Consider the following 22,000-nt stretch of genomic DNA (forward strand, 5'->3'; position numbering starts at 1 on the left):
GGAGGCAAGAAGCAATCAGCTGTCAGCCTCGGAGCGGATCATGATTACTGAAGACTGAAAGCTGAGCGCTACGAGCTACTCACCATGTCATTCTTTTGGCTCACCCTTCTATCAGCTTTTCGTATTCTCAGGCGTAACCCGTTGAGAGCCGGCTTGACGATGCTGGGCATTGTCATTGGAATCGGCGCGGTTGTCGCCATGATCAGTCTTGGCCAGGGGGCGACGGCTTCGGTACAGGCAGAGATCTCGAGCCTGGGCACCAATGTGCTGATCGTCATCCCGGGAGCCACGACGGTCGGCGGCGTCCGGGGTGGGCTTGGATCGTTTTCGACCCTGACGGTCGACGATGCGGGAGACATCGAGAAGAAGATCGCCGGCGTGACGACGGCGATGTACGGGACACGCTCGATCCTCCAAGTGATCAGGGAGAACAAGAACTGGAGTACGGTCGTCTTCGGCACCACTTCCGTCTTTCCGGATATCCGAAACTGGCCTCTTGCACAGGGAAACTTCTTCACACAATCAGATCTTGATTCTGCCGCCAAGGTCGCAGTCTTGGGAACAACCGTCGTCCAGAATCTATTTGAGCCGGGAGAGGAAGTCGTAGGAAGTGAGATCCGTATCAGAAATGTTCCGCTCCGGATCATTGGGGTCCTGGCATCAAAGGGCCAATCCATCACAGGGCAGGATCAAGATGATTTCGTTGTCCTTCCCTTCTCGACCGCGGAACGCAGGGTGTTCGGGACAAAGTTTCTGGGAACCGTCGGAATTATTTTAGTGGCAACCGCCACCCGCGACGACATTCCCCCCGCAGCCGACGACATCAAGGAGCTGTTGCGGACGAGACATCGTCTGCACCCATCAGAAGAAGATGACTTTACGATCCGGACCATGGAGGATATCGCAAGAACCGTCGCCGGCACGAGCAGAACGATGATGGTGATGCTGATGAGTATTGCGTCGATCTCTCTGATTGTGGGAGGAATCGGCATCATGAACATCCTCCTGGTTTCCGTCACGGAACGGACGCGGGAGATCGGCTTGCGGATGGCGGTGGGCGCAAAGCGCGCACACATCCTGCTGCAATTCCTCATGGAAGCTCTCATCATGACCGCGATCGGAGGAATGCTCGGCGTTGGGACAGGAATCGGGATCGCCCGGCTGCTCACCACCGTGATTGGATGGCCGACCATCATCAACATCCAAGCAGTGCTCGCCGCGTTTCTGTTCTCGCTCGTCGTTGGACTGTTTTTTGGCCTGTATCCGGCCAATAAGGCATCGAAGCTGAACCCTATTGAAGCGCTGCGCTATGAATAGCCGTGAGACGGCTTTCTGGAGTCTACCCGCAGATGAACTCCTCAGCCGCCTTAAATCAAGACCTGAGGGCCTTCATACCGATGAGGCACAAGAACGCCAAGCACGATACGCCTCTACCCGGATCAAGCCACACCAGGATATTCGCCCCCTGCTTACCCTACTCTCACAATTTCGAAGCCCGATCATCCTCATCCTACTGTTTGCGGCCATTGTGTCTTTGTTCCTCGGTGACCGAACTGACGCACTTATCATCCTCGCCATCATTCTGATCAGTGCGCTCCTCGGATTTTGGCAAGAGTACGGCGCGGCAAAGGCGGTCGCTGCATTGCTCTCACTCGTTCGGGTCAAAATCGAGGTCTGGCGGGACAAACAACTCGTCGAAGCGCCGATTGAAGAGATCGTCCCCGGCGACATCATCAACCTCTCGGCCGGATCCAGCATTCCAGGCGATGGCCTGGTGATTGAATCGAAAGACCTCTTCGTCGACGAAGCGATGTTGACCGGCGAAACTTTTCCTGCCGAGAAGTCTGTATCGATTGTTGCTACCGCAGCCGTATTGAGCCAGCGAACAAACTGTATTTTCATGGGCACGCACGTGGTCAGCGGTCACGCCAAAGCTGTGATCGTGCACGTCGGAAAGGAAACAGAGTTTGGCCGCATCGCCTCTCACATGATGCTTCGATCTGTGAAGACAGAATTTGAACGTGGTATCAGGCGGTTTGGATATTTATTGCTTGAAGTCACGCTCCTCCTCGTATTCGCCATCTTCGCCATCAACGTATATCTCCACCGGCCGGTGCTCGATTCGTTTCTGTTTTCCATGGCTCTCGCCGTCGGTCTCACCCCCCAACTCCTTCCGGCCATCATCAGCGTGAATCTTGCTCATGGTGCAAAACGCATGGCCCAACAGAAAGTGATCGTCAAACGCCTCGCGTCCATCGAAAACTTCGGAAGCATGAACGTCCTGTGCTCGGACAAGACCGGCACGCTCACCGAGGGCACGATGCGCTTTCATGCAGCCCTGAGCCTCGACGGCGCTGCCAGTGAGCGCGTCCTGTTTCATGGATTCCTCAATGCCGCTTACGAAACCGGATTCATCAACCCGCTCGATGAAGCAATCCGAACACAGTGCGTCCGCGACCTGTCCGGCTACCGAAAGCTGGATGAAGTTCCCTATGACTTTCTCCGAAAACGTCTTTCAATTCTTGTGGCCGCCCCCACCACGCACCTGCTGATTACCAAAGGGGCCGTGGAGCCCATGCTGGCCATATGCAGCCACGCGGAACTGCCGGATGGATCAATGGTCCCCATAGAACCTCACCTTGAGCAAATCCGACTGCAATTTCAGGACATGAATCGCCAGGGTCTCCGTACGTTGGGGTTGGCGATTCGTGATATGGGCGGGGCCCCACACATCGGCAAGGAACAGGAAGTGGATATGACGTTTCTCGGGCTCTTGGTTTTTGCTGATCCGGTGAAGCCCGGCATCGCTCAGACGATTGCGACCTTACGGCAACTGGGCGTGTCGCTCAAAATCATCACGGGCGATCACCATCTCGTAGCCACCCATGTCAGCCAACAGGTGGGCATGGACCACCAGCGGCTCTTGACCGGGCCAGACCTTCGCCTGATGACCGATGAAGCGCTGAGTCAGCGGGTTAAGGACATTGATGTGTTCGCGGAAGTGGAACCGAATCAGAAGGATCGCATCATTCTGGCCTTGAAGCGATCCGGCAACGTGGTCGGCTATATCGGCGACGGGATCAACGATGCCCCTGCGCTCCATTCGGCAGACGTAGGGATCTCCGTGGAAAGCGCCGTGGATGTGGCAAAAGACGCGTCAGACATTGTGCTCCTCGATAAGAACTTATCGGTTCTGATCCAGGGCGTTCGTGAAGGGCGCACAACGTTTTCCAACACGTTGAAATACGTCTTCATGGCTACCAGCGCCAACTTCGGTAATATGTTCAGTATGGCCGGCGCCTCACTGTTTTTGTCGTTTCTCCCACTGCTGCCGAAGCAAATTCTTCTCACAAATCTGCTCACCGATATTCCTGAGATGACGATCGCGACCGATACGGTTGACCCTGAGCTGATCGCCGAACCACGGCGCTGGGATATCGTCTTCATCCGAAGGTTCATGCTGACATTCGGACTCGTCAGTTCGGTGTTTGACTACCTGACCTTCGTCGCGCTCTTATGGATTCTCGACGCCTCACCGGAGCAGTTCCGGACAGGCTGGTTCATCGAATCCGTCATTTCCGCCTCGGCTATTGTGCTGGTTATTCGCACCAGACGACCATTCTTCTCCAGTACACCAGGACGCACCCTCACCCTCGTCACGCTCGCCGTGGCTGCCGTCACGTTACTGCTCCCCCTGCTCCCAATTGCTGCACCGCTCGGACTGGCCCCGATGCCGCTGTCATTTCTCGTACTGTTAGGAACAATCCTGGTCGGCTACGTCGTAACCGCCGAACTCGCGAAGCGACGCTTTTACGCCGCGCATGAGATTCGATGCAAGGGAAGGAGCGCCATAGGCAGGGTCTGATTGAGACCTATACGATGAGCAGGACCTCCACATCTCCGGTTCGACGGACCACTCTTAACGCCACTTCGTTCTCATGGCGATCGAGCACGAGATCAAGACGTGCGGTCCCGACTGAGAGGTTCCGCAGTTCGACTCGCTCGAGAAATGGTGGCAAGGTGGGGCGCACAAACTGTACCAGGCGTCGAGTCCCATCGATCTGCAATCCAAGGCAAGCCTGCAATGCTTGAAACCCGGCACCGGCTGCCCAAGCCTGTGGAGCACAGGCCACCGGATAGCGTGTGGGACTTTCACCCGGACGACGATGGAACCCACAAAAGAGCTCCGGCATTCGATGGAGATCAAGAAAGAGACTGGCGTCGAAGAGTCCGGTAAGAATCCTCATGGCCCCTTCTTTATATCCATAGGCCGCCATGCCGGCGGCAATGATCGCATTGTCGTGCGGCCACACCGACCCGTTATGGTAGGACATCGGGTTATACCGTCGTTCTGATGCCGCCAGTGTTCTGATCCCCCACCCGCTGAACATCTCATCCGTCAGAAGTGTATGGGCCGTGCGCAGACCACGCTCTTGGCCGGCAATCCCACCATAGAGACAATGCCCCGCATTCGAAGTACGCACACGGCAGGGACGCCCTCGCCCATCCACCGCCAAGGCATAGGTGCCAAGTTGTTCGCACCAGAACGCGCGCTCAAACCGTTCCCGCAAAGCCTCGGCTTCCTTCATTAGCCGATCGCCATGATCGCTGTCTCCTAACACGCGCGCGATCTGCGCCCCAGCGTGCTTGGCTCGATACACGTAAGCCTGGACCTCGCACAAGGCAATCGGTCCCTTCGCTGCGATTCCATCTGCATGGAAGACGGAATCATGCGAATCCTTCCATCCTTGATGCACAAGGCCAGTAGCCGACTGTCTGGCATAGGAGGTGAAGCCTATGCCGGCGGGATCGCCATACTGATCGATCCACTCCAGCGCCAGCTTGAGATGTGGCCAGAGTGTACGGAGAAAGGCTCGATCGCCGGTGCGTTCGTAGTAGGCGCCGGCGAGAACGAGAAAGAGCGGCGTGGAGTCGACACTGCCATAGTACTTCCCAAAAGGGATCTCCCCTAATGCGGCCATCTCTCCTTGGCGGGTCTCATGCAAAATCTTTCCCGGTTCTGCATCCTGCTCCGGTCGAACCTCCGTCGCCTGGGTCGCAGCCAGAAACCCTAACACTCCACGAGCAAACAGAGGATTCATCCACAACATCTGGAGCGCGGTGATGATGCCATCGCGACCGAATGGGACGCTGAACCAAGGGACTCCCGCATAGGGATAGAGCCCCTGTGGAGTGTCGGAGATTAACATGTGGAGATCCGCCAACGATCGATTCAACCAGTGGTTGAACTGTTCATTGGCCGTATAAACATGCGCATCATGGGACGTGGCGCCCTTGAGAGCACGATTGGCATGCTGGGAAGCACGCTCGTAGTTCAGCTTCTTTCGGTCCCGCAGCTCTCCGATTTCACAAGAGAGCGCCATCTCCCAGGTGAGATCTGCATGAGGCCGGAGAGACGACTCGATGATAAAGCCGTTGGATGTGACTCGCTTTGGTGTCGGAGTGCATTGAACAGAAGTTCGACGGATGACTCCATCTAGTCCCTTGTAACCAAATACGAGTCCGTTTTTTGACCGAACCGTCTTAAGCCGTACCCCGCGCCGTTCTCGCTTTCGGCCTCTCGCTTCGAAGAGATCGGCAAAATCCGCATCTAGCGCGACCGTAATCGCAAGCGGGATGCTCTGACTTCCATAATTCCGAACACGGAGACGTTCGTACCACGTTCCCTCCCAGAGAAACCGTGTGCGGCACAGATGGACGGTGCCACGCTGGACGACTTTCTGCCCATTATGCATCAGATCCGGATTGGTAAGATCAACCGTGAAGAGCGTATTGTCCTCCTTCACGGTCGCGCTCAGGAGCATCGGCCGCTGACCTTGCACCAACAGTTCGGACTGCGAGAGGAACCGCGTCCCTTCATGATACAGACCCTGTGGACCGGGAAGCACCTGGTGCATATCCCCGTATCGATCGAATACGGCAAAGGTCTCTCCATGTTTCAGGACTTCCGTTCGGCCCTCAGCCAGCGACGATGAGGCAAGGATATAGTACTGTTCGTTCCATCGAATGATATCGTTCATGAACGGTTCCCTTCATACTCGGCACTTGCTCGGCTCATCCGTGTGGCGACCAACGCCGTGACCATTAAGACAAGTCCGATTCCGAGGACGCCGGTTTCGGGGCCATGCTGTTCCGTGATCCACCCAAACGCCGAGATTCCACCGATGGCGGCGGTCATGGCACCTGTCCCGTAGAGTCCTAAGACCCGTCCGATCATATGGCTCGGCGCCAGTTCCTGAATGATTCCCCAGGCGATCGGTGTAAATACTCCCATCCCACACCCGATCAGTCCCATAAAAACTCCGGCAACATACGGATCAATCGTCCAGGTCAAACCGCTCAGGGCGAGACCACTCAACACACTCGCGGCCATGATCAGTCGCATACGATCCTTGACCATCCAATCGGTCACCCATAGGAGCGCGATCGACGTCACAAGCAATCCTATACCCAGGGTGGACCATAAGTACCCGACCTCGACCGGTCCCAGTCCAAGCATCTTTCTGGCAAAGACCGGGAACAGTGCGGTCAACGCACTGGTACCGAACGTATACAGGGCAGCGGTACCGGTCAAGAACAATAATGCCGGTTTGGTGACTACACCATAACGAAATCCCTCGACCAGATCTTGCAGCAACGTCGATCGCGCCCCAGGCGAGGGACTCGTCGCCACCGTGTTTTTGAAACGGACAAAGGCGAGACATGCCGCTGAAATCAAGTAGGTGACGGCATTGATACAGAGCACCTCTTGCGATCCATACGCGGCGATACCGATGCCGCTGATCGCGGGGCCGAAGATAATCCCCAAGCTCGTAGTGCCCTGCAAAAGCGCATTGGCAGCCGTGAACTGTGTTTTGGGGACGAAGGCCGGTACTGCGGCCGTCAGGGCAGGGCCAAAGACCGCCGTGGACACTGCATGGAGAAACACCAGCACATACAACACCGAGACCGTAAAGGATTCCACGGAAATGAGGCAGGGGATCAACCCGATTAACAGCGCACGGAGAATATCGCTCGTGATCAGCAGGACTTTCTTCGGGAGGCGGTCGACGTACACACCGATGATGGGGCCGAGAACGATCGGAGGAATTGTCTGCAGCAGCCCGATGATGGACGTCTTGAGCGGTGACCCGGTGACGGCGTAGACAAACCACAAGAGGGCCAAGCGGCAGACTCCGTCACCGATCTGTGAAATGAGCTGTCCCCACCACACCAACCCGAAGTCCCAAGTCAGAAGGAGGGGGCGATTGTCGACCGAGAGCTGACGGGCATGCGCCATTCCAGAGGAAGAGTCTGCCAGGGGGCCTGAGGAACCCTGCATCAGCTCTCACCCTCTAGACGAATTTTTTCTGTATTCACGGCCCGAACGCCCGGCACCTGCCGAGCCGCCTCAGCAGCTTCGAGAGCAATCACCTGAAAACGAACCGTGCCATTGAGCTGCACGATACCTTCTTCCGTCTTGACATCGAAGTTTGCCGATTTCAAGGTCGCACTTTTTGCAAAGCGTTCCTTAATGAGAAGCGTGAGGATTTCATCCTGCTTCTTGAGCAAAGTTTTCGCCAGATCTTTTTCCACGATCAGCTTGTTCGTAACGGTCTTCACCCCACTGACCGCCTGCGCAACTTCTGTCGCGGCAGCCTTATCTTCTTCATTCGAAACCCGCCCGCTCAGTGTGACCACCTGTTTGTCATCCTCAACCTCGATCTCATAATGGAACAGCCGCAAATCTCCCATGAGCGCGAGTTTAACGCATAGGATCAGCGACCCCATCGGCTTCTTTGCAGCTGTCTCCTTTTCTTTGAGATCGATATCAGCAGGAGGAGGCAGGTCGGCCTTGAGCGCCGGTGCCGGTTGTCCTTGCGATTTGGTCTCTGCTGACGGCTTGGGAGCAGCGCCATGCCCCTCTGTCACCGCTGAAGAGGAGGGACGTGCAGGAATCTTTTCCAAGGTACCTTCCTTACGATCCGTCGCGCCTTCAGCCTTGGTCGGCATCGTAGGCGAAGATGCCGGCTTGGTCTCTGCTGGAGACTTATGCGGCGTGGGTTGAGAGTCGGAAGAAGCCGGTGACGGCTGCTGCCGTACTGCCGGTTTTTCAGGCACAATCTCCTTGTGCTCGGCCGCTGCCTCACCCTTCACGGCAGGGACAGTTGGTGGTTGTGACGAGCTCAAGGCCGGTTTCTCAGACACGCCTTCCTTGCGATCCGTCGCGGCTTCAGCCTTGGTCGGCATCGTAGGCGAAGATGCCGGCTTGGTCTCTGTTGGCGACTTGTGCGGCGTGGGTTGAGAGTCGGAAGAAGCCGGTGACGGCTGCTGCCGTACTACTGGTTTTTCAGGCACAATCTCCTTGTGCTCGGCCGCTGCCTCACCTTTTACAGCAGGGACAGCTGGTGGTTGTGACGAGCTCGAGGCCGACTTCTCTTTTTCCGGCATGCCCTCCTTGTCACGTCCGTCGGACGCTTGCGAGCCTGTTCCTATCGGCCAGCACATGAGCAGACTGAGAACAATCGCCCGTTGAAACTTCATGGCCATAACGCAAGCCTCCCCCTGGGACCTATCCCCGTGAATATATCTTCTGTGGAGTGTAGCGAGGCATTGTAACCCGCTCTCGAGGTTCTGTCATCTGCGCGGAGCTCAGAGCCCCCCCTGATTCTCAGGGGGGGGCTGCCGGCATGTCAGACCTCAAACTGGGCGAGTATCTGCAACGGTGTGACGAACGGCGCAGCAGTCTGCTACGCGGCAAAGGAGCCGCGCGAAGGAACGACCAGGGTCTGTGCGTGCGACTTGTAGAAGCTGAACAACCACGCGCTCGCAGCAGTCATGAGGAGAATAAGACTAATACCTCCAAGGCACGTCGCCGGACCAATCGTATCAGCCGCCCATCCAAAACCAGCCATTCCGGCCATCGATGCGGCCATACCCCCCGTTGCGAAGCTCGTAAAGACTCGACCGAGGAGATGCGTCGGCGTCAACTCCTGAAGCATGGTCCACACCAGCGGGGTAAACATGGCTGTGCTGCCTCCGATCACTGCGATCAGCGCCCCCGCAGCGACTGGAGCATCGAGAAACCCGAGCGCCGCGACGGCAAGCCCACCGATGGCTAACGCGCCGGACATAAACCGCAAACGCCACGAGACATCTCCCTGCGTGACCGACGTCAGACTGAGAGACGCCAGCAACATCCCCACGCCGAGAGCCGACCACAACCAACCAAGTTGGACCGGCCCCACACCCAGAACCTCCTTGGCAAACACAGGCAATAGAAAAATGAAAGCACTGATGCCGACGCTATACAGCGTGGCCGTCAACATCAGCATCAAGACCGTCTTCTGCTCAACAAACACGAACCGGAAACCTGCCAGCAAGTCACTGGTAATACCGCCCGTCAACCCATTGCCGGCTACGCGGTTACGATTAAGCGTTTCATGGACCTGAATGGGAAACAAACACAACGCCGAGAAGAAAAACGTCGCTGCATCGACATACAGGACGTTTTGTGCCCCGATGAGAGCAATCCCCAGTCCGCTCACGGCTGGACCGACGAGCAATCCCACGTTCGTCGTGGTTTGCATGAGTGCGTTGGCCGCCACCAACCGATCCTTTGCGACGATCAATGGAACAGCGGAGGTCAAGGCCGGCCCGAAGACCGTTGAAAAGATCGCTGTGGCAAATACCAACACATAGAGCCGATCAAGCGTCAGGGCCTCCATTGCGTAGAGCAATGGGATCAGGAGAACCATCAAGGTCCGAAGAAGGTCCACACCGATCATGACCGGTTTTTTCCGGACGCGATCTAAATACACGCCGATCAACGGCCCAAACAGCAAGGGAGGAAGCGTCTGTAGCAGCCCCACTACCGTCATCTTGAGTGCCGACCCGGTCATCTCATAGACAAACCAGAGCAATGCCACCTTATTGAGACTATCGCCGATTTGAGAGATCGTCTGACCGGCGAACAGAAATCCGAAATTTCTCGTTTTGACTAACTCCCACCCATGGCCACGACGAGCAGGAGAGTGAGTCTCTTGTGAGTCAATGACTGCATCAGACATGTCGGCCCCCTCCGTTCGCTTTATGCGCGGCAGCTTGCACGGCTACGCCTTCAAGAATTCGTTCGTACAACGCGACATAGTCACGCGCCATCCGGTCGGCAGTAAACCGTTCGTCGAACGCCGCTCGACAACGTCGGCGCTCTAGGAGAGGTACCTGTCCCACCGCCTCGACCATCTCATCCACGGTTTCACACACGAAGCCGGTTGACCCATGATCGATGATTTCTGGAATGGATCCTCGTCGATACGCCAACACCGGCGTTCCGCAGGCAAGCGCTTCGATCAGCACCAGACCGAAGGGTTCTGGCCAATCATAAGGACAGACCAACGCCATGGCGTTTCCAACAAAGTCGTTCTTTTCAGCATCGGATATCTCTCCGACAAACTCGATCAGCGGGTGATTGAGCAACGGTTCGACGGCGGCCTCATAGTACACACGATCCGCAGGGTCGACTTTGGCTGCCATTTTCAATGGAATACCGGCCCGCTTCGCGATTTCAATCGCCTGATCCGGGCGCTTTTCAGGGGAAATCCGGCCAAGAAACGCCAGATACCCCTCACTCTTCGGATGGAAGCTGTAAAGATTGCGTGGCAGTCCATGGTGGATGGTCCCGGCCCAGTTGGCCCAAGGGAGCGGCCGACGTTGAGAGGCCGAAATGGAGACCAGCGGCATTTCGCTAAACTCACGAAAAATCGGCTCCAACTCCGGGAGATCCAGACGACCATGCAAAGTGGTCACCATGGGGACGGCATTCCGACGTGCAACCGGAAACCCAAGAAAATCGAGATGGGAGTGTACGATGTCGAAGTTCCCGCTCACGCCAAGTGCTCGCTCCTGCTGCATAATCAGCGGAGCATCTCGATTGAATATTCCGGTGTTCAACCGAAGCGCCTGCGGGCAAATCGCCTCAAGCTTGGCAGTTGTTTCTGAATCGCCGCTAGCAAACAGTGTCACATCATGCCCCATTGCGACCAACTCTTCCGTAATGTACGACACAATTCGCTCCGTCCCACCATACAGTTTGGGCGGAACGCTTTCCCACAGCGGTGACACCTGCGCGATTCTCATGTCTTGTCCTTTCTTACACTGATCATCGACTGGATAACTGAGTCATCCGTCAATGTGTGAGGTGAATAGAGACCGGGTTGATTGTCCGAAATAGAAGTTCGATCTGTTGTGTATTCATGAACCGCACATCATCCGCTGCTTCCCCTGACCCATGAAGGTCATGTTACTCAGCACCTCTTTACAGACTCAACGGACAAAAGTTCATGAGCTCAGCGCCAATATGTCCACTCTGGGATTACTTGACTCCTCGTCGGTCCCATGGTTGGTCACATGACGATCTCCGTGAGACGTCAACGTGACGGTCACGACGAGCATCGACTTAGTGATTCAGTCGAGCCTCTTTGATGATCTTGTCCCCTTTGATTTGCTCCAAGAAAAGATCCGGGGGGACCGGGGGGGGAATGATCTGTACCTCTTGCCAGCCTTCGTTCAAGGATCCTTTATGCCCTTTCATCCCATTCACCCACTGATCGATACTCTCTTGACTCGTCCCTTCGCTGAAGGTAACCCAAAAGAGAAACGGTTGCGCCTGCGCGTTCTGACGGCTATCGGCGACGGGCATGAGTTGATGTTTTCTGGCAACATCAGCCTCACGCGCCACCACACGTTCCGGATTCTGCTCAACAGCTTTCGCGACATGCGCGATCGCCATTTGCAATTTGGCCGTCAGTGTTCGGTTGTGCTCCTCCAGACCGGCGATTTGCTTGGATAAACGTTCGTTGTCTGCGGCGAGACCGTGAATCGCTGTTTCAAACTGCTCTTGATCCACTACCCCTCTGCCGACAGGAAGCTGGACCGGACGATCTGCCTCACGCTCAGTGCTCTCCTGCCTCTTCTCTATCTCTTCCTTCACCATCACGACACTGGATGCCACAGATTCCTGCGTAGACGAAAGTCTGGCCATGGTTTGGTGGAGCAACGTCATTCCTTTCTCTTGAGACTGGAGCGCGTCTCCCACCTTCGTTTGCATCAACCTCAACTCACGGAGTTGCTTCGCCAACTGTTCTACTTCGGCGATGGAGGCCGTACGAAGCGCTTCCGCCTGCGCAGTCGGCGCCACAATATGCTCTGGTGCGATCCAGATCATGACACGGTCAGCCACGAGGCCGATGACGGCAGTCGCCAAGAGCACTTGCGTAAAGGCTACCGTTCGGATTCCATACGCCATCGTGGACGCCGGACGCCGGACCATCCATCTGTCCGCAACGTCGGCGAGGAGGGTCCAGGTTCGATTCCAGAAACTTGGGGCCGGAATGAACACCGCCCTGAGCGACCCGCCCTGCACCGTATTTTGGACGCAGAGCTCGACCGTATCAGCTGAAAACTGCACCCGAGCCGTCCGAAACCCAGACTCGGGAGCGACCAGCCCACCCAGCAACTGCCCGTCTTCGGTCCGAAGCTGTACCGTTTCAATATGATCGACACCGTGCACATGCAGTGTCGCCTCGATCTCCGCTCCTTTCAGTTCACCCACGCGTCGCTCATTGACATACACCTGTATAGGATCCAACAGGCCACGAACTGAGTGGCTCGGTCGTTCGCTCCTCAAGTCAAGGAGTTGCGATCGATAGAGTTCCAGATCCTCTTCCTGAACCATATATCCTCCTCCGCTCCTCTTTACTATTTGACGTATTCACGGGGACACGACAACCGTGGGACAGCAGAGCCTCAGTCTTTACGGCCGCACCTGCAACTCCAAACGCGGTTTTTCACCAGACGACTCGCTGGATCCCAATCCCCAGGCCGTCTGCATGCAGTCCAAACAGAGTGCCAAATGCCAAATCCGATAATCGCACCCGTATCCCTGAGAGAACATCTCGCTCCATTGAGAGCGTGATAAACAGGGATAGTGATCCGGTTCGCTCTTTCGATAATGCCCCTGTGCCACGCGGATCAGCCGCTCGGCCTCGCTGTTGAACCGCTGCCGCTGGCGCTGCCGCTGGTTCTCCAGTTCCACCAGCTCCGTTTTCGTCAAACCCATCTCATCCACCGTGCGCTGCCAGCCGCTCTCACGCCACCGACGAAAGTTCTTATAGATGCGTTGGCTCTCAAGCCCATTGAGCCCGGTGACGGCGATGACATCCCCTGCACCCCATCCATAGGAGTGATGGTACAACGCAATCAAGGCATCTCGGCTGACCACCGCCCGTGCGACCAATCCATCGAGAAATCGCCCAAGCGGTTTCAGCAGATCCGGGTGATAGCAAAACGGTTCCGGTTTGCTATGCTGTTTCGCGACCAACGAATCGAACAGGAATAAAGGCCGGCACGGGACTTCCGTTCGTCCACAGACGAGAAAACGTTCCAAATATTCAGATCCCCACCGTAGCGCAAATTTCTCATGTTCGATGTCGTCGTTCCACTGACCGGTTTCTCTCAAGAATCGCTTTGTATAACCCGCAGCCCGATCCAACAAAATCGGCAAGGCCTGCGCCACAACCTGATCGAACTCATCCGACGTCGCAACCACCTCTTCCAGGCGGCTCACCGTTGCTGTCCGATCAGCAATTATGTGGCTCTTCCTGAGCGTATTTTGCATCGTCGCCATGCCTATTGTGCCTGCGGTGACACGCGGGGAGCATTGGACAAATATGTGTTCTGAGCGTTGGTTTTGTCCGTTGTTCCCAACATCCTCATTCTGGTACAAAACTACCGTTTACTATTCTTTCGATTGAAGCTTTCCCACCATACGGTAATTCATCCCTTCAGTTTTCTGCAATCCCTCCCTTTTTTCGACTACGAAGGAGCACTTCGGAATCCGACTGACCAATCATCCCACTGCTCCCCATGTCTGAACCATGGACACTGGCCCCTGCGTGGTCCGCTTTAAAAGTGGTTGGGCGTGAACGCCATTCTCTGATTTCAGGAAGTCAGAGTGCGATGGAACCGATAAGGTTGCAGTATGTGTGTCGTAGCGAGTAGCGATGGCGCAGAACTGCTTGGGCCTAGCTTAAAATATCTCGATCAAGTGCCGTGTGCTCTGTACAGAGCCTTTATCCTCTTCGCATGTGGTTATTCTGTTTGATTTGGGTAGGGTGGCGATGGCCTTGCCCACTTGTTGCAGAAGCTGGATCACTCGTTCAGCGGCCCCAAAAACGTTGTCGGAGACGATCGTGTCAGCGTTATTAATGCAGAGCTGCAGGGTATCGGCTCCGTTAAGGTCATGTGCCTGGCGTGAGATAAAAACTCCTGGGATCGCCAGGCACATCGCGGGTGGCGTAGATTGTCAGGCTCTCCTCGACCTGTGAGGTGGCCGATCATAACTGTATGGCTCTGTGAATCCAGATAAAGTAATTGGTGACAGACCCTAACAAACATGGTCTCAATCTGGTCTAAAACAACGTGTAAATGAAAGGCGCGACTGCTGACCCCTGTGTGAGGACAATCAGTGTCCCCAGCACCAACAGCACCATAAAGATCGGTAACAACCAGAACTTCTTCCGTTCCCTCATGAATGCCCACAACTCGGTCAGGAATTCACCCATACCTGCTCCTTTTGTTGGAGAGTCTTAAAATTGGTTGCGCATATGTTGACGTGGCCGAGGAGCTCTCACGACTCGATAGGTTATGACCTTCTTATCCAGAACGCGATGCATCGGATCCTTGCCCATAAATCGCATCACCAGCCCCATGGGGGTAATGAGCCCGTAGTAGACGATTCCCAAGATAATCTTCGTATTGATCGCCCCCAGAACATGGCCGATCTTCATCCAACCCCGATGCACCGGCTTCAGGCTTTGCGGTACAGTCCCACCCAGGATAATGAGTAGGCCTCCGAGAACCATCGCCCACAAGCGCAGTGACTCCCCCCGAAACACGACAGGCCACAGCCCGATCACTGCAAATGCGCCACCAACCAGAAGGCCGAACTGGCCTAACTCCTTGTCGGTGGCTTGATGATTCGGTCGATCCATTGTGCCGTCTCCTAATCCAGCTCGAATTCTTTTTGCCAGTTCGTATCGTTCTCCAACGGCTTTTGTTGAGTTTTATACAAAACACAGTTTTCCAGTACGAGCACGTCCATCTCCGTTCGCATGAAGCATCGATAGGCATCCTCCGGTGTGGACACAATCGGCTCTCCACGAACGTTGAAGGATGTATTAACCAACACGGGATAGCCAGTGTGCGCTTCAAAGGCCTTGAGCAGCCAATAGTACCGAGGATTGGTCTCCTCGTGGACCGTTTGAATCCTAGCGGAGTAGTCCAGATGGGTGACGGCGGGAATGTCGGAGCGCGGAACGTTCAACAGATCGATTCCCCAGAGACCGGTCTGTTCGGCAGGCCGCGGCAACCGTCGCTTTTCCTGCACCGGCGCCACCAGCAGCATATAGGGACTATCCGTGTTCATCTGAAAATAATCAGACACCCGTTCCCGCAAGACCGAAGGAGCAAAGGGTCGGAAGGACTCACGGTACTTGATCTTCAGGTTCATCACGGACTGCATCTTTGTATTGCGAGCATCACCAAGGATGCTTCGACCGCCCAACGCCCGTGGCCCAAACTCCATCCGACCTTGCAACCACCCCACCACTTTCCCCTCCGCCAGATCCTTTGCTACCTGGTCAAAAAGGTGATCGTCATCCAGTAATTCATACGGCGCCTCAACCTTCGTAAGAAACTGCTCGATTTCGGCATTCGTATGTCGCGGCCCCAGATAACTCCCCTTCATCCGGTCAACGCCCGTCGTGAGCCTTGGCTGACCATCGTACCGGTGCCAGGCCGTCAACGCCGCACCGACCGCCCCACCCGCATCCCCAGCCGCAGGTTGAATCCAGATCCCCTTGAACGGACCCTCGCGTAAGATCCGCCCATTCCCTACGCAATTGAGCGCCACTCCGCCGGCCATGCAGAGATAGTCGACCCCGGTTTCACTGTGCAGGGTCCTGGTCACACGGAGCATCACTTCTTCCGTGACTTCTTGGATCGAACGGGCCAGGTCCATCTCCCGTTGGGTCAACTTACTTTCAGGCTTTCGCGGGGGCCCGCCAAACACCTCATCGAACTTGCCACCCGTCATGGTCAATCCGGTGCAGTAGTTGAAATAGTCCATATTCAACCGGAATGTCCCATCGGGTTTGAGGTCAAGCACATGGTCATAGATCGCCTTGACATATTTCGGTTCGCCATAGGGGGCCAAGCCCATCACCTTATATTCGCCGGAATTGACCTTGAACCCGGTGTAGTATGTGAAAGCTGAATAGAGGAGCCCCAGGGAATGAGGGAACGGAATTTCCCACAGCGGTGTGAGTGAGTTGCCTTCACCAAGCCAAGCCGACGTCGTGGCCCACTCCCCGACTCCATCCATGCAGAGCACGACTGCCTTGTCGTAGGGCGACGGATAGAACGCTGAGGCCGCATGCGACTCATGGTGCTCGCCGAACAACAACGGTGGGAGTTCGGACTTTTTCATCTCTGGACCCAGGGCAATGCATTCCTTGGCCAGCAGATTCCGGAGAAACAACTTTTCTTTCAGCCACACCGGCATGGCCGCGACAAATGACTGCAGGCCCTTCGGGGCAAAGACCAAGTAGGTTTCGAGCAACCGCTCAAATTTCACGAGCGGCTTATCATAAAAGACGATATACCGGAGATCGCGCAGCGTAATTCCACCCTCCTTCATACAGTAGGCCACTGCGTGAGAAGGGAAACCCGGATCGTGCTTCTTTCGGGTAAACCGCTCTTCCTGGGCCGCAGCAACAATCTCGCCGTCGCGAATCAGGCACGCCGCGCTATCATGATAAAATGCTGATACTCCAAGGATATTGCTCATACCCCCTCCTATTCCCGATCCATCGATCTTCCAAGCTCGTTCAGCTCCGCATGAGGATGACATGACTCAAGACATGCCTAGAACCGTTCTCCAAGCACAGGAGATCTTTTCCGGCTGCGGCGTCGCCTCTCCGCTGTCATATTATCTATGTCCGACCACCGAATGGCTTGTCTATCGCCTCACGAACAGCATCGACCAGACATTCCGCGACCGCTGCGTTACCTTGTGGTGAGTAATGATTACCCGGTGCGAACCGCACAGAGAGAGGAACCTCCAGCAAACAAGGTGTGGGGTCTAAGTGTGGAAACCCAGCCTCTTGCAGCACTCGCTTGGCCAGGAACGAGTATGAACTCCCTTGGTTAAAGTTATTCAAACTAGGGAAATATATGATAAGAGGAACGGCCCCCCTGGAAATGACCGACTCTGCAAACCTCTTCAATATCGCTGCATTGAGCGACACAAGAACCTTATCAGAAATGTCTGCCGTCAAGACCGACGCGGAAGAACCCAGGCTCATGAACAGTCGAGCGAGGTAGGAAACATGATGCCAACGTTGCTCCCAGTCACTTGCCTGATAGGCTCTGTCATATTCCACGAAGGGAAGTTCAGAGATTGAACCTCGTGAAAAGAATTGTTCCATGTCATGATGACACTCATTAATGATCGTCAGTTTTCCGCCCTGTAGAGCGAAACGAGGTTTCGACACAAGCCCCGCCCAGCTAGGAGCATGCAGGAGAGGATAGACTGTCATGGTGCGGAAGAGATCATTATCGATGAAACCGAGAATCACCACGTTCGGGTTCGACCGAGCAATATCTTTCTCGTACCGTAGAAGCATCTGACCTAGGCCGTATCCAGGAACTCCATAGTTCAGCACCTGTATTTTTTTACCAAGCAGTTGATCTAAGTGATATCCCCATGTCTCCTCATATCTCACCTCATCGCCGAAGGTGAAGGAGTCACCGATGATGGAAATTTTCGTCTTCCCGTCGACTGTGGGAAGCGAACCCTCATCATATGAAACACGAACTCCCTCCGCATTAATCCTATAAGGAACCCCCACCCTGAAGCCAGACCGGTTCGGTCCGACAGTCCAACCCAATCGGTCATCATGGAGCATAAGGGAATACTCGCGGTCTTCACTCTCAAGAATCTGCCGCGTGCGCTGTTTAGCCTGTTCCCAATTCCTTGGCTTCAAGACCACGCCCATAAATGCTTCGCCATCCAAGTAGCTCTGAGAACTAGCTCGAACGATAACCTCGCCCATTAGCACAAGAAGCAGCACGGTAACGAGGTTGGTCATCACAACCAAGTTGACACGACACGAGGGCAATTGTTTGTTGAACAGATAGCGGTGAACAATAACCCAGCAAGCAATGAAGAAGGCGACGATGGCACAGAGAAACGCCGTGCCTGACCCTCTTGAGAGAAATACTGCGAACGGTCTCTCGCCTCTCAGATTCATGGCCATTGCCATAATCACAAGAGACGACTCAAAGACGAAAAGAGAAGCGAGGAGAATCACCTCCTCTTTCTCAGAATGAGCGGATCGCACCATATATCCCCCCTAGACAGGCGTAGTTCCCAAATAAATTACGAACGGGGATCGTCCTGTTACGCAGGGCCCAACTTTCACCCCGCCTTCACAGCGGGGGAACTCCCGCTGGATTAAAATTGAGTACGATGGACTGCGAATGGTGGCTAAGCTTGGACAGGAGGATGAAAGATCGTTGTTGCGAAGACCTGAGAATGAAGTGAAGGTTGATATTCCTTGCGGGGGGGACACGGAAGGCCCCTCGCCTCTGGATCAAGCACCATCGCTGGAAGCGAGAATCCTTCAGAGAGAGAGGCCCTCGAAATATCGCAGGTGCTTTGATCGAGCATCGAGATTGGTGCTCCAAGCACCTGCACGAGCACACAAACAGAGAGTAGGAGCACTACGCACACCAAACTCTTTGTCCTGGCCATGCGATAGAGTGCCATGACGTTTCTCAGACTCATATCAAACTCATCGTACCACATACCAATGCTTACGTCTTCGGGCAAGCGAGTCTCGATCAACCTATTCGTTCAGACACCATCAGCGCACAAGCAGCTCAAATTGCTCAAGGAGTTAGGAGACAAAACCCGCCGATGATGCTGCAGCTCTATTAGACAGCCACACCATATGATCAACATTCTAGCCCTTCACCCCTCGCCGCCGTCCCAGCCATTTCACCGCTTCGACGATGACCAAAGGAAGCAGCGCCATGGCCGCCATTAGTTCCCAGTCTTCAATCGGGAGCGGCGAGACCTTGAAGATAGGCTCCATGAACGGAATCGTCAGAATGCCGACTTGTAAGGCAACCGATACCCCCACCGCCCAGAGGAGCGCACGGTTGCTTGTCACCCCCACGTGGAATAACGACCAGCGGTCGCTCCGGCAATTGAAGGCATGCACTAACTGAGCAGCAACCATCACGGTAAACGTCACCGTTCGAGCCTGGTCGATCGGCTGCTGCCAGATAAACAAACTCAGCGAGAACGCGCTCAGAGCGATCACCGCCAACAGCAGCCCTTCTCCGGCGATGGCCCACAGCCTGCCACTTTCGAGTAGGCGCGCCTCTGTCTTCCGCGGCGGCTGTTGCATCAGATCCGGCGCTTTCGGATCGACCGCCAGGGCGAGCGCTGGGAAACCATCCGTCACGAGATTCATCCATAGAATGTGAATCGGCAGGAGCGGAAGCGGCAAGCCGAACAGGGTCGCAAACAGCATGACGAGCACCTCGCTCATATTGCACGACAACAGAAAATGCACCGTCTTTCTGATGTTGTCGAAGATACCCCGCCCCTCCTCGACCGCGGCGGCGATCGAGGCAAAATTGTCGTCCGTCACGACCATGTCCGAGGCTTCTTTGGTCACATCGGTTCCGGCAAGACCCATCGCCACACCGATATCCGAGGCCTTAATCGCCGGCGCGTCATTGACCCCATCACCGGTCATGGCGACAATCGCCCCGTTTCGCTTCCAGGCCTGGACAACCCGGAGCTTATGCTCGGCAGACACCCGGGCATACACCGTCACGCGCTCGACCTGCTGCATCAATTGCTCGTCGGTGAGACCATCAAGCTCAGCACCGGACAAGGCCATGTCGTCATTGCGTTGCAAGCCGAGCTCGCGAGCGATCGCGACTGCGGTCTCCTTGTGATCACCGGTGATCATGGCGGTTCTGATGCCGGCTTGCCGGCAGAGACGCACTGCCTCTGTTGCTTCAGACCGCAAGGGATCTTTCATCGCGAGGAGCCCGAGAAAAATCAGATCGCGCTCAACGTCTTCATCCGCAAGCACCTGCGAGCCGAGAGGCCTATAGGCGACGCCCAGGACCCGGAGAGCGTGCTGAGCCAACGACGCATTGGCGTCGCTGATCTGTTGCCGATGTGTCTCATCAAGTGCCTCGGTCCGTCCTTCGCGCGTGATACGCGCGGCACAGCGTGTTAGTAAGACATCGGGTGCTCCTTTGCTGTACGCCTGACGGCCTTGCTCTGTTCGGCGGACGATCGTCATCATCTTCCGCTCGGCATCAAACGGGATTTCCCTCTCCAATGATCCTTGGCCCTCCAATTCAGCCTTCGTGAGACCGGCCTTTGCGGCGGCCACGAGCAACGCCCCTTCTGTCGGATCACCGATGATCCGCCAGGTCCCGTTCTCTTGTTGCAACGTCGCGCCGTTACACAGCACCGCCGCTTCCAACAACTGCCGCAGCCCAGACGGCAGGCGTGAGGGGTCTTCGAAAGTCGTTTCACGTTTCACGTTTAACGTTTCACGAATGTGTCCCACCGGTTCATACCCCTCGCCGGTGACCTCGAATGTTTCGCTACCGACCACTAACTTCGTCACCGTCATTTCATTTTTCGTCAATGTACCGGTCTTGTCTGTGCAGATCACGGTGGCGGAACCGAGTGTCTCGACGGCAGGAAGTTTACGAATCAGCGCATGTCGCTTAGCCATCCGCGTGACACCCAACGCCAGTGTAATCGTCACGACCGCGGGAAGTCCCTCCGGCACAGCTGCCACCGCCAGGCTGACCGAGACGAGAAACATCTCCACCAGCGGTTCTCCCCGGAGGGAGCCGAGCACGAAGACGATTGCGACAACCGTGAGCGCAAGCCACAGAAGTGTCGAGCCGAATTGTTCCAATCGTCGCTGCAACGGCGTTTCAGTACGCTCCGCCTCAGCGGCCTTCTGAATCAGAGCGGCGATCCGACCCAGCTCCGTACCCAGACCGGTCGCCACCACCAGTCCACGAGCCTTACCGGAGACGGCCACGGTGCCCATGAAGACCATGTTGCGCTGATCGGCCAAGGGAACATCGGTTGCCTCAAGCCGCTCTGCCTGTTTCTGCACAGGTGTCGATTCGCCGGTGAGGGAGGCCTCTTGCGCTTGGAAATTCGTCGTGTAAACCAAACGTGCATCGGCTGGAATCCGGTCCCCGGCTTCGAGAACAACCACGTCTCCCCTGACCAATTCTCGAGCCGGGATGGACCGCAGTGCGCCCTCGCGGATGACACGGGCCAGGGACACCGACATCTTGCGCAGTGCTGCCAGCGATCGCTCGGCTCGAAATTCCTGCACAAACCCCAGCACCCCATTGAAAAACACAATGGCGAGAATCGCCGCTGCATCGATCCAGTCTTCCAACAAGCCGGAGACTATGGCAGCCCCGATCAGCACCCACACGATCAGACTGGCGAATTGGGAAAGAAAAAGTTTCAGCAAGGAGGGAGGTGGAGCTTCGGGTAACTCGTTGGGGCCGTCTTGTGCCAACCGGCGTGCCGCAGCATCGATCGGCACGCCACAATTGAGGTCCGCCTGGAGTTCCTCAGCCAGTGCTTCTGCCGACCGGGCATACCAGGCTCTCGCGTTCACTCTCCCATTCGTTACCTGCGATGTCTTATCCATACGTCTCGTCCCCCTCAATTCTCAGCAGGGTGCATGCCAAGCGGAATGCATGCTAGGAGGCATCTGTCTGCTGTTCGCTGTAGCGTAATGCCACGTGAGCGGAGCATCATGGTGGCCAAATGCAACAGGAAGAATGAGAGGTGCAAAGAGGG

14 protein-coding genes are annotated in these 22,000 nt (G+C 55.8%); 2 read left to right on the plus strand and 12 right to left on the minus strand.

The window, feature by feature from the left end:
- Window positions 1-84 precede the first annotated feature (84 nt).
- Both ACMTNU_RS00350 and mgtA read left to right on the plus strand, forming a co-directional pair.
- Window positions 85-1,317 carry an ABC transporter permease gene (locus tag ACMTNU_RS00350; protein WP_413933213.1) on the plus strand — a complete coding sequence of 411 codons (1,233 nt, stop codon included), beginning with the start codon at window positions 85-87 and terminating at the stop codon, window positions 1,315-1,317.
- Window positions 1,310-3,865: a magnesium-translocating P-type ATPase gene (mgtA, locus tag ACMTNU_RS00355; RefSeq protein ID WP_413933214.1), complete on the plus strand. Its 2,556-nt coding sequence runs from the start codon at window positions 1,310-1,312 to the stop codon at window positions 3,863-3,865. The genes ACMTNU_RS00350 and mgtA overlap by 8 nt, the downstream gene beginning before the upstream one ends.
- Window positions 3,866-3,872: 7 nt before the next feature.
- Here the strand turns inward: mgtA and ACMTNU_RS00360 are convergent, their stop codons facing one another.
- The 12 genes from ACMTNU_RS00360 to ACMTNU_RS00415 form a co-directional block, all read right to left on the minus strand.
- Window positions 3,873-6,041: a glycogen debranching N-terminal domain-containing protein gene (locus tag ACMTNU_RS00360; RefSeq protein ID WP_413933215.1), complete on the minus strand. Its 2,169-nt coding sequence runs from the start codon at window positions 6,039-6,041 to the stop codon at window positions 3,873-3,875.
- Entirely contained in the window at window positions 6,038-7,342 is a 1,305-nt protein-coding gene (locus ACMTNU_RS00365) for an MFS transporter (RefSeq protein ID WP_413933216.1), read from the minus strand. The genes ACMTNU_RS00360 and ACMTNU_RS00365 overlap by 4 nt, the downstream gene beginning before the upstream one ends.
- Complete coding sequence (locus ACMTNU_RS00370; RefSeq protein WP_413933217.1) at window positions 7,342-8,550, minus strand: BON domain-containing protein; 1,209 nt, start codon at window positions 8,548-8,550, stop codon at window positions 7,342-7,344. The genes ACMTNU_RS00365 and ACMTNU_RS00370 overlap by 1 nt, the downstream gene beginning before the upstream one ends.
- A gap of 200 nt (window positions 8,551-8,750) precedes the next feature.
- Complete coding sequence (locus tag ACMTNU_RS00375; RefSeq protein ID WP_413933218.1) at window positions 8,751-10,070, minus strand: MFS transporter; 1,320 nt, start codon at window positions 10,068-10,070, stop codon at window positions 8,751-8,753.
- Window positions 10,063-11,139, minus strand: coding sequence for a glycosyltransferase family 4 protein (locus tag ACMTNU_RS00380; protein ID WP_413933219.1), 1,077 nt, complete (start codon window positions 11,137-11,139; stop codon window positions 10,063-10,065). The genes ACMTNU_RS00375 and ACMTNU_RS00380 overlap by 8 nt, the downstream gene beginning before the upstream one ends.
- A 319-nt stretch (window positions 11,140-11,458) precedes the next feature.
- Window positions 11,459-12,736 (minus strand): hypothetical protein, encoded by a 1,278-nt coding sequence (locus ACMTNU_RS00385; protein ID WP_413933220.1) that lies wholly within the window; start codon window positions 12,734-12,736, stop codon window positions 11,459-11,461.
- 78 nt (window positions 12,737-12,814) lie between these two features.
- Window positions 12,815-13,687 (minus strand): hypothetical protein, encoded by an 873-nt coding sequence (locus ACMTNU_RS00390; protein WP_413933221.1) that lies wholly within the window; start codon window positions 13,685-13,687, stop codon window positions 12,815-12,817.
- Window positions 13,688-14,471: 784 nt separating this feature from the next.
- Window positions 14,472-14,624, minus strand: coding sequence for a DUF5989 family protein (locus tag ACMTNU_RS00395; RefSeq protein WP_413933222.1), 153 nt, complete (start codon window positions 14,622-14,624; stop codon window positions 14,472-14,474).
- 24 nt (window positions 14,625-14,648) lie between these two features.
- Window positions 14,649-15,053 carry an SxtJ family membrane protein gene (locus ACMTNU_RS00400; protein WP_413933223.1) on the minus strand — a complete coding sequence of 135 codons (405 nt, stop codon included), beginning with the start codon at window positions 15,051-15,053 and terminating at the stop codon, window positions 14,649-14,651.
- Window positions 15,054-15,064: 11 nt separating this feature from the next.
- Window positions 15,065-16,909 (minus strand): carbamoyltransferase, encoded by a 1,845-nt coding sequence (locus ACMTNU_RS00405; protein ID WP_413933224.1) that lies wholly within the window; start codon window positions 16,907-16,909, stop codon window positions 15,065-15,067.
- 145 nt (window positions 16,910-17,054) lie between these two features.
- Entirely contained in the window at window positions 17,055-18,467 is a 1,413-nt protein-coding gene (locus ACMTNU_RS00410; RefSeq protein WP_413933225.1) for an SGNH/GDSL hydrolase family protein, read from the minus strand.
- A gap of 621 nt (window positions 18,468-19,088) precedes the next feature.
- Window positions 19,089-21,848, minus strand: a complete 2,760-nt coding sequence (locus tag ACMTNU_RS00415; RefSeq protein ID WP_413933226.1) for a cation-translocating P-type ATPase — start codon at window positions 21,846-21,848, stop codon at window positions 19,089-19,091.
- Window positions 21,849-22,000 lie beyond the last annotated feature (152 nt).

It is taken from the genome of Nitrospira sp. BLG_1, assembly GCF_047338595.1.
Lineage (GTDB): Bacteria > Nitrospirota > Nitrospiria > Nitrospirales > Nitrospiraceae > Nitrospira_D.

What these genes read in the sequence shown, in the direction of transcription:
- ACMTNU_RS00350 (WP_413933213.1), top strand. Translation starts at nt 85, where the DNA reads ATGTCATTCTTTTGGCTCACCCTTCTATCAGCTTTTCGTATTCTCAGG.
- ACMTNU_RS00385 (WP_413933220.1), bottom strand. Translation starts at nt 12,736, where the DNA reads ATGGTTCAGGAAGAGGATCTGGAACTCTATCGATCGCAACTCCTTGAC.
- ACMTNU_RS00370 (WP_413933217.1), bottom strand. Translation starts at nt 8,550, where the DNA reads ATGGCCATGAAGTTTCAACGGGCGATTGTTCTCAGTCTGCTCATGTGC.
- ACMTNU_RS00395 (WP_413933222.1), bottom strand. Translation starts at nt 14,624, where the DNA reads ATGGGTGAATTCCTGACCGAGTTGTGGGCATTCATGAGGGAACGGAAG.
- ACMTNU_RS00360 (WP_413933215.1), bottom strand. Translation starts at nt 6,041, where the DNA reads ATGAACGATATCATTCGATGGAACGAACAGTACTATATCCTTGCCTCA.
- ACMTNU_RS00410 (WP_413933225.1), bottom strand. Translation starts at nt 18,467, where the DNA reads ATGGTGCGATCCGCTCATTCTGAGAAAGAGGAGGTGATTCTCCTCGCT.
- ACMTNU_RS00390 (WP_413933221.1), bottom strand. Translation starts at nt 13,687, where the DNA reads ATGGCGACGATGCAAAATACGCTCAGGAAGAGCCACATAATTGCTGAT.
- ACMTNU_RS00400 (WP_413933223.1), bottom strand. Translation starts at nt 15,053, where the DNA reads ATGGATCGACCGAATCATCAAGCCACCGACAAGGAGTTAGGCCAGTTC.
- ACMTNU_RS00365 (WP_413933216.1), bottom strand. Translation starts at nt 7,342, where the DNA reads ATGCAGGGTTCCTCAGGCCCCCTGGCAGACTCTTCCTCTGGAATGGCG.
- ACMTNU_RS00375 (WP_413933218.1), bottom strand. Translation starts at nt 10,070, where the DNA reads ATGTCTGATGCAGTCATTGACTCACAAGAGACTCACTCTCCTGCTCGT.
- ACMTNU_RS00380 (WP_413933219.1), bottom strand. Translation starts at nt 11,139, where the DNA reads ATGAGAATCGCGCAGGTGTCACCGCTGTGGGAAAGCGTTCCGCCCAAA.
- mgtA (WP_413933214.1), top strand. Translation starts at nt 1,310, where the DNA reads ATGAATAGCCGTGAGACGGCTTTCTGGAGTCTACCCGCAGATGAACTC.
- ACMTNU_RS00415 (WP_413933226.1), bottom strand. Translation starts at nt 21,848, where the DNA reads ATGGATAAGACATCGCAGGTAACGAATGGGAGAGTGAACGCGAGAGCC.
- ACMTNU_RS00405 (WP_413933224.1), bottom strand. Translation starts at nt 16,909, where the DNA reads ATGAGCAATATCCTTGGAGTATCAGCATTTTATCATGATAGCGCGGCG.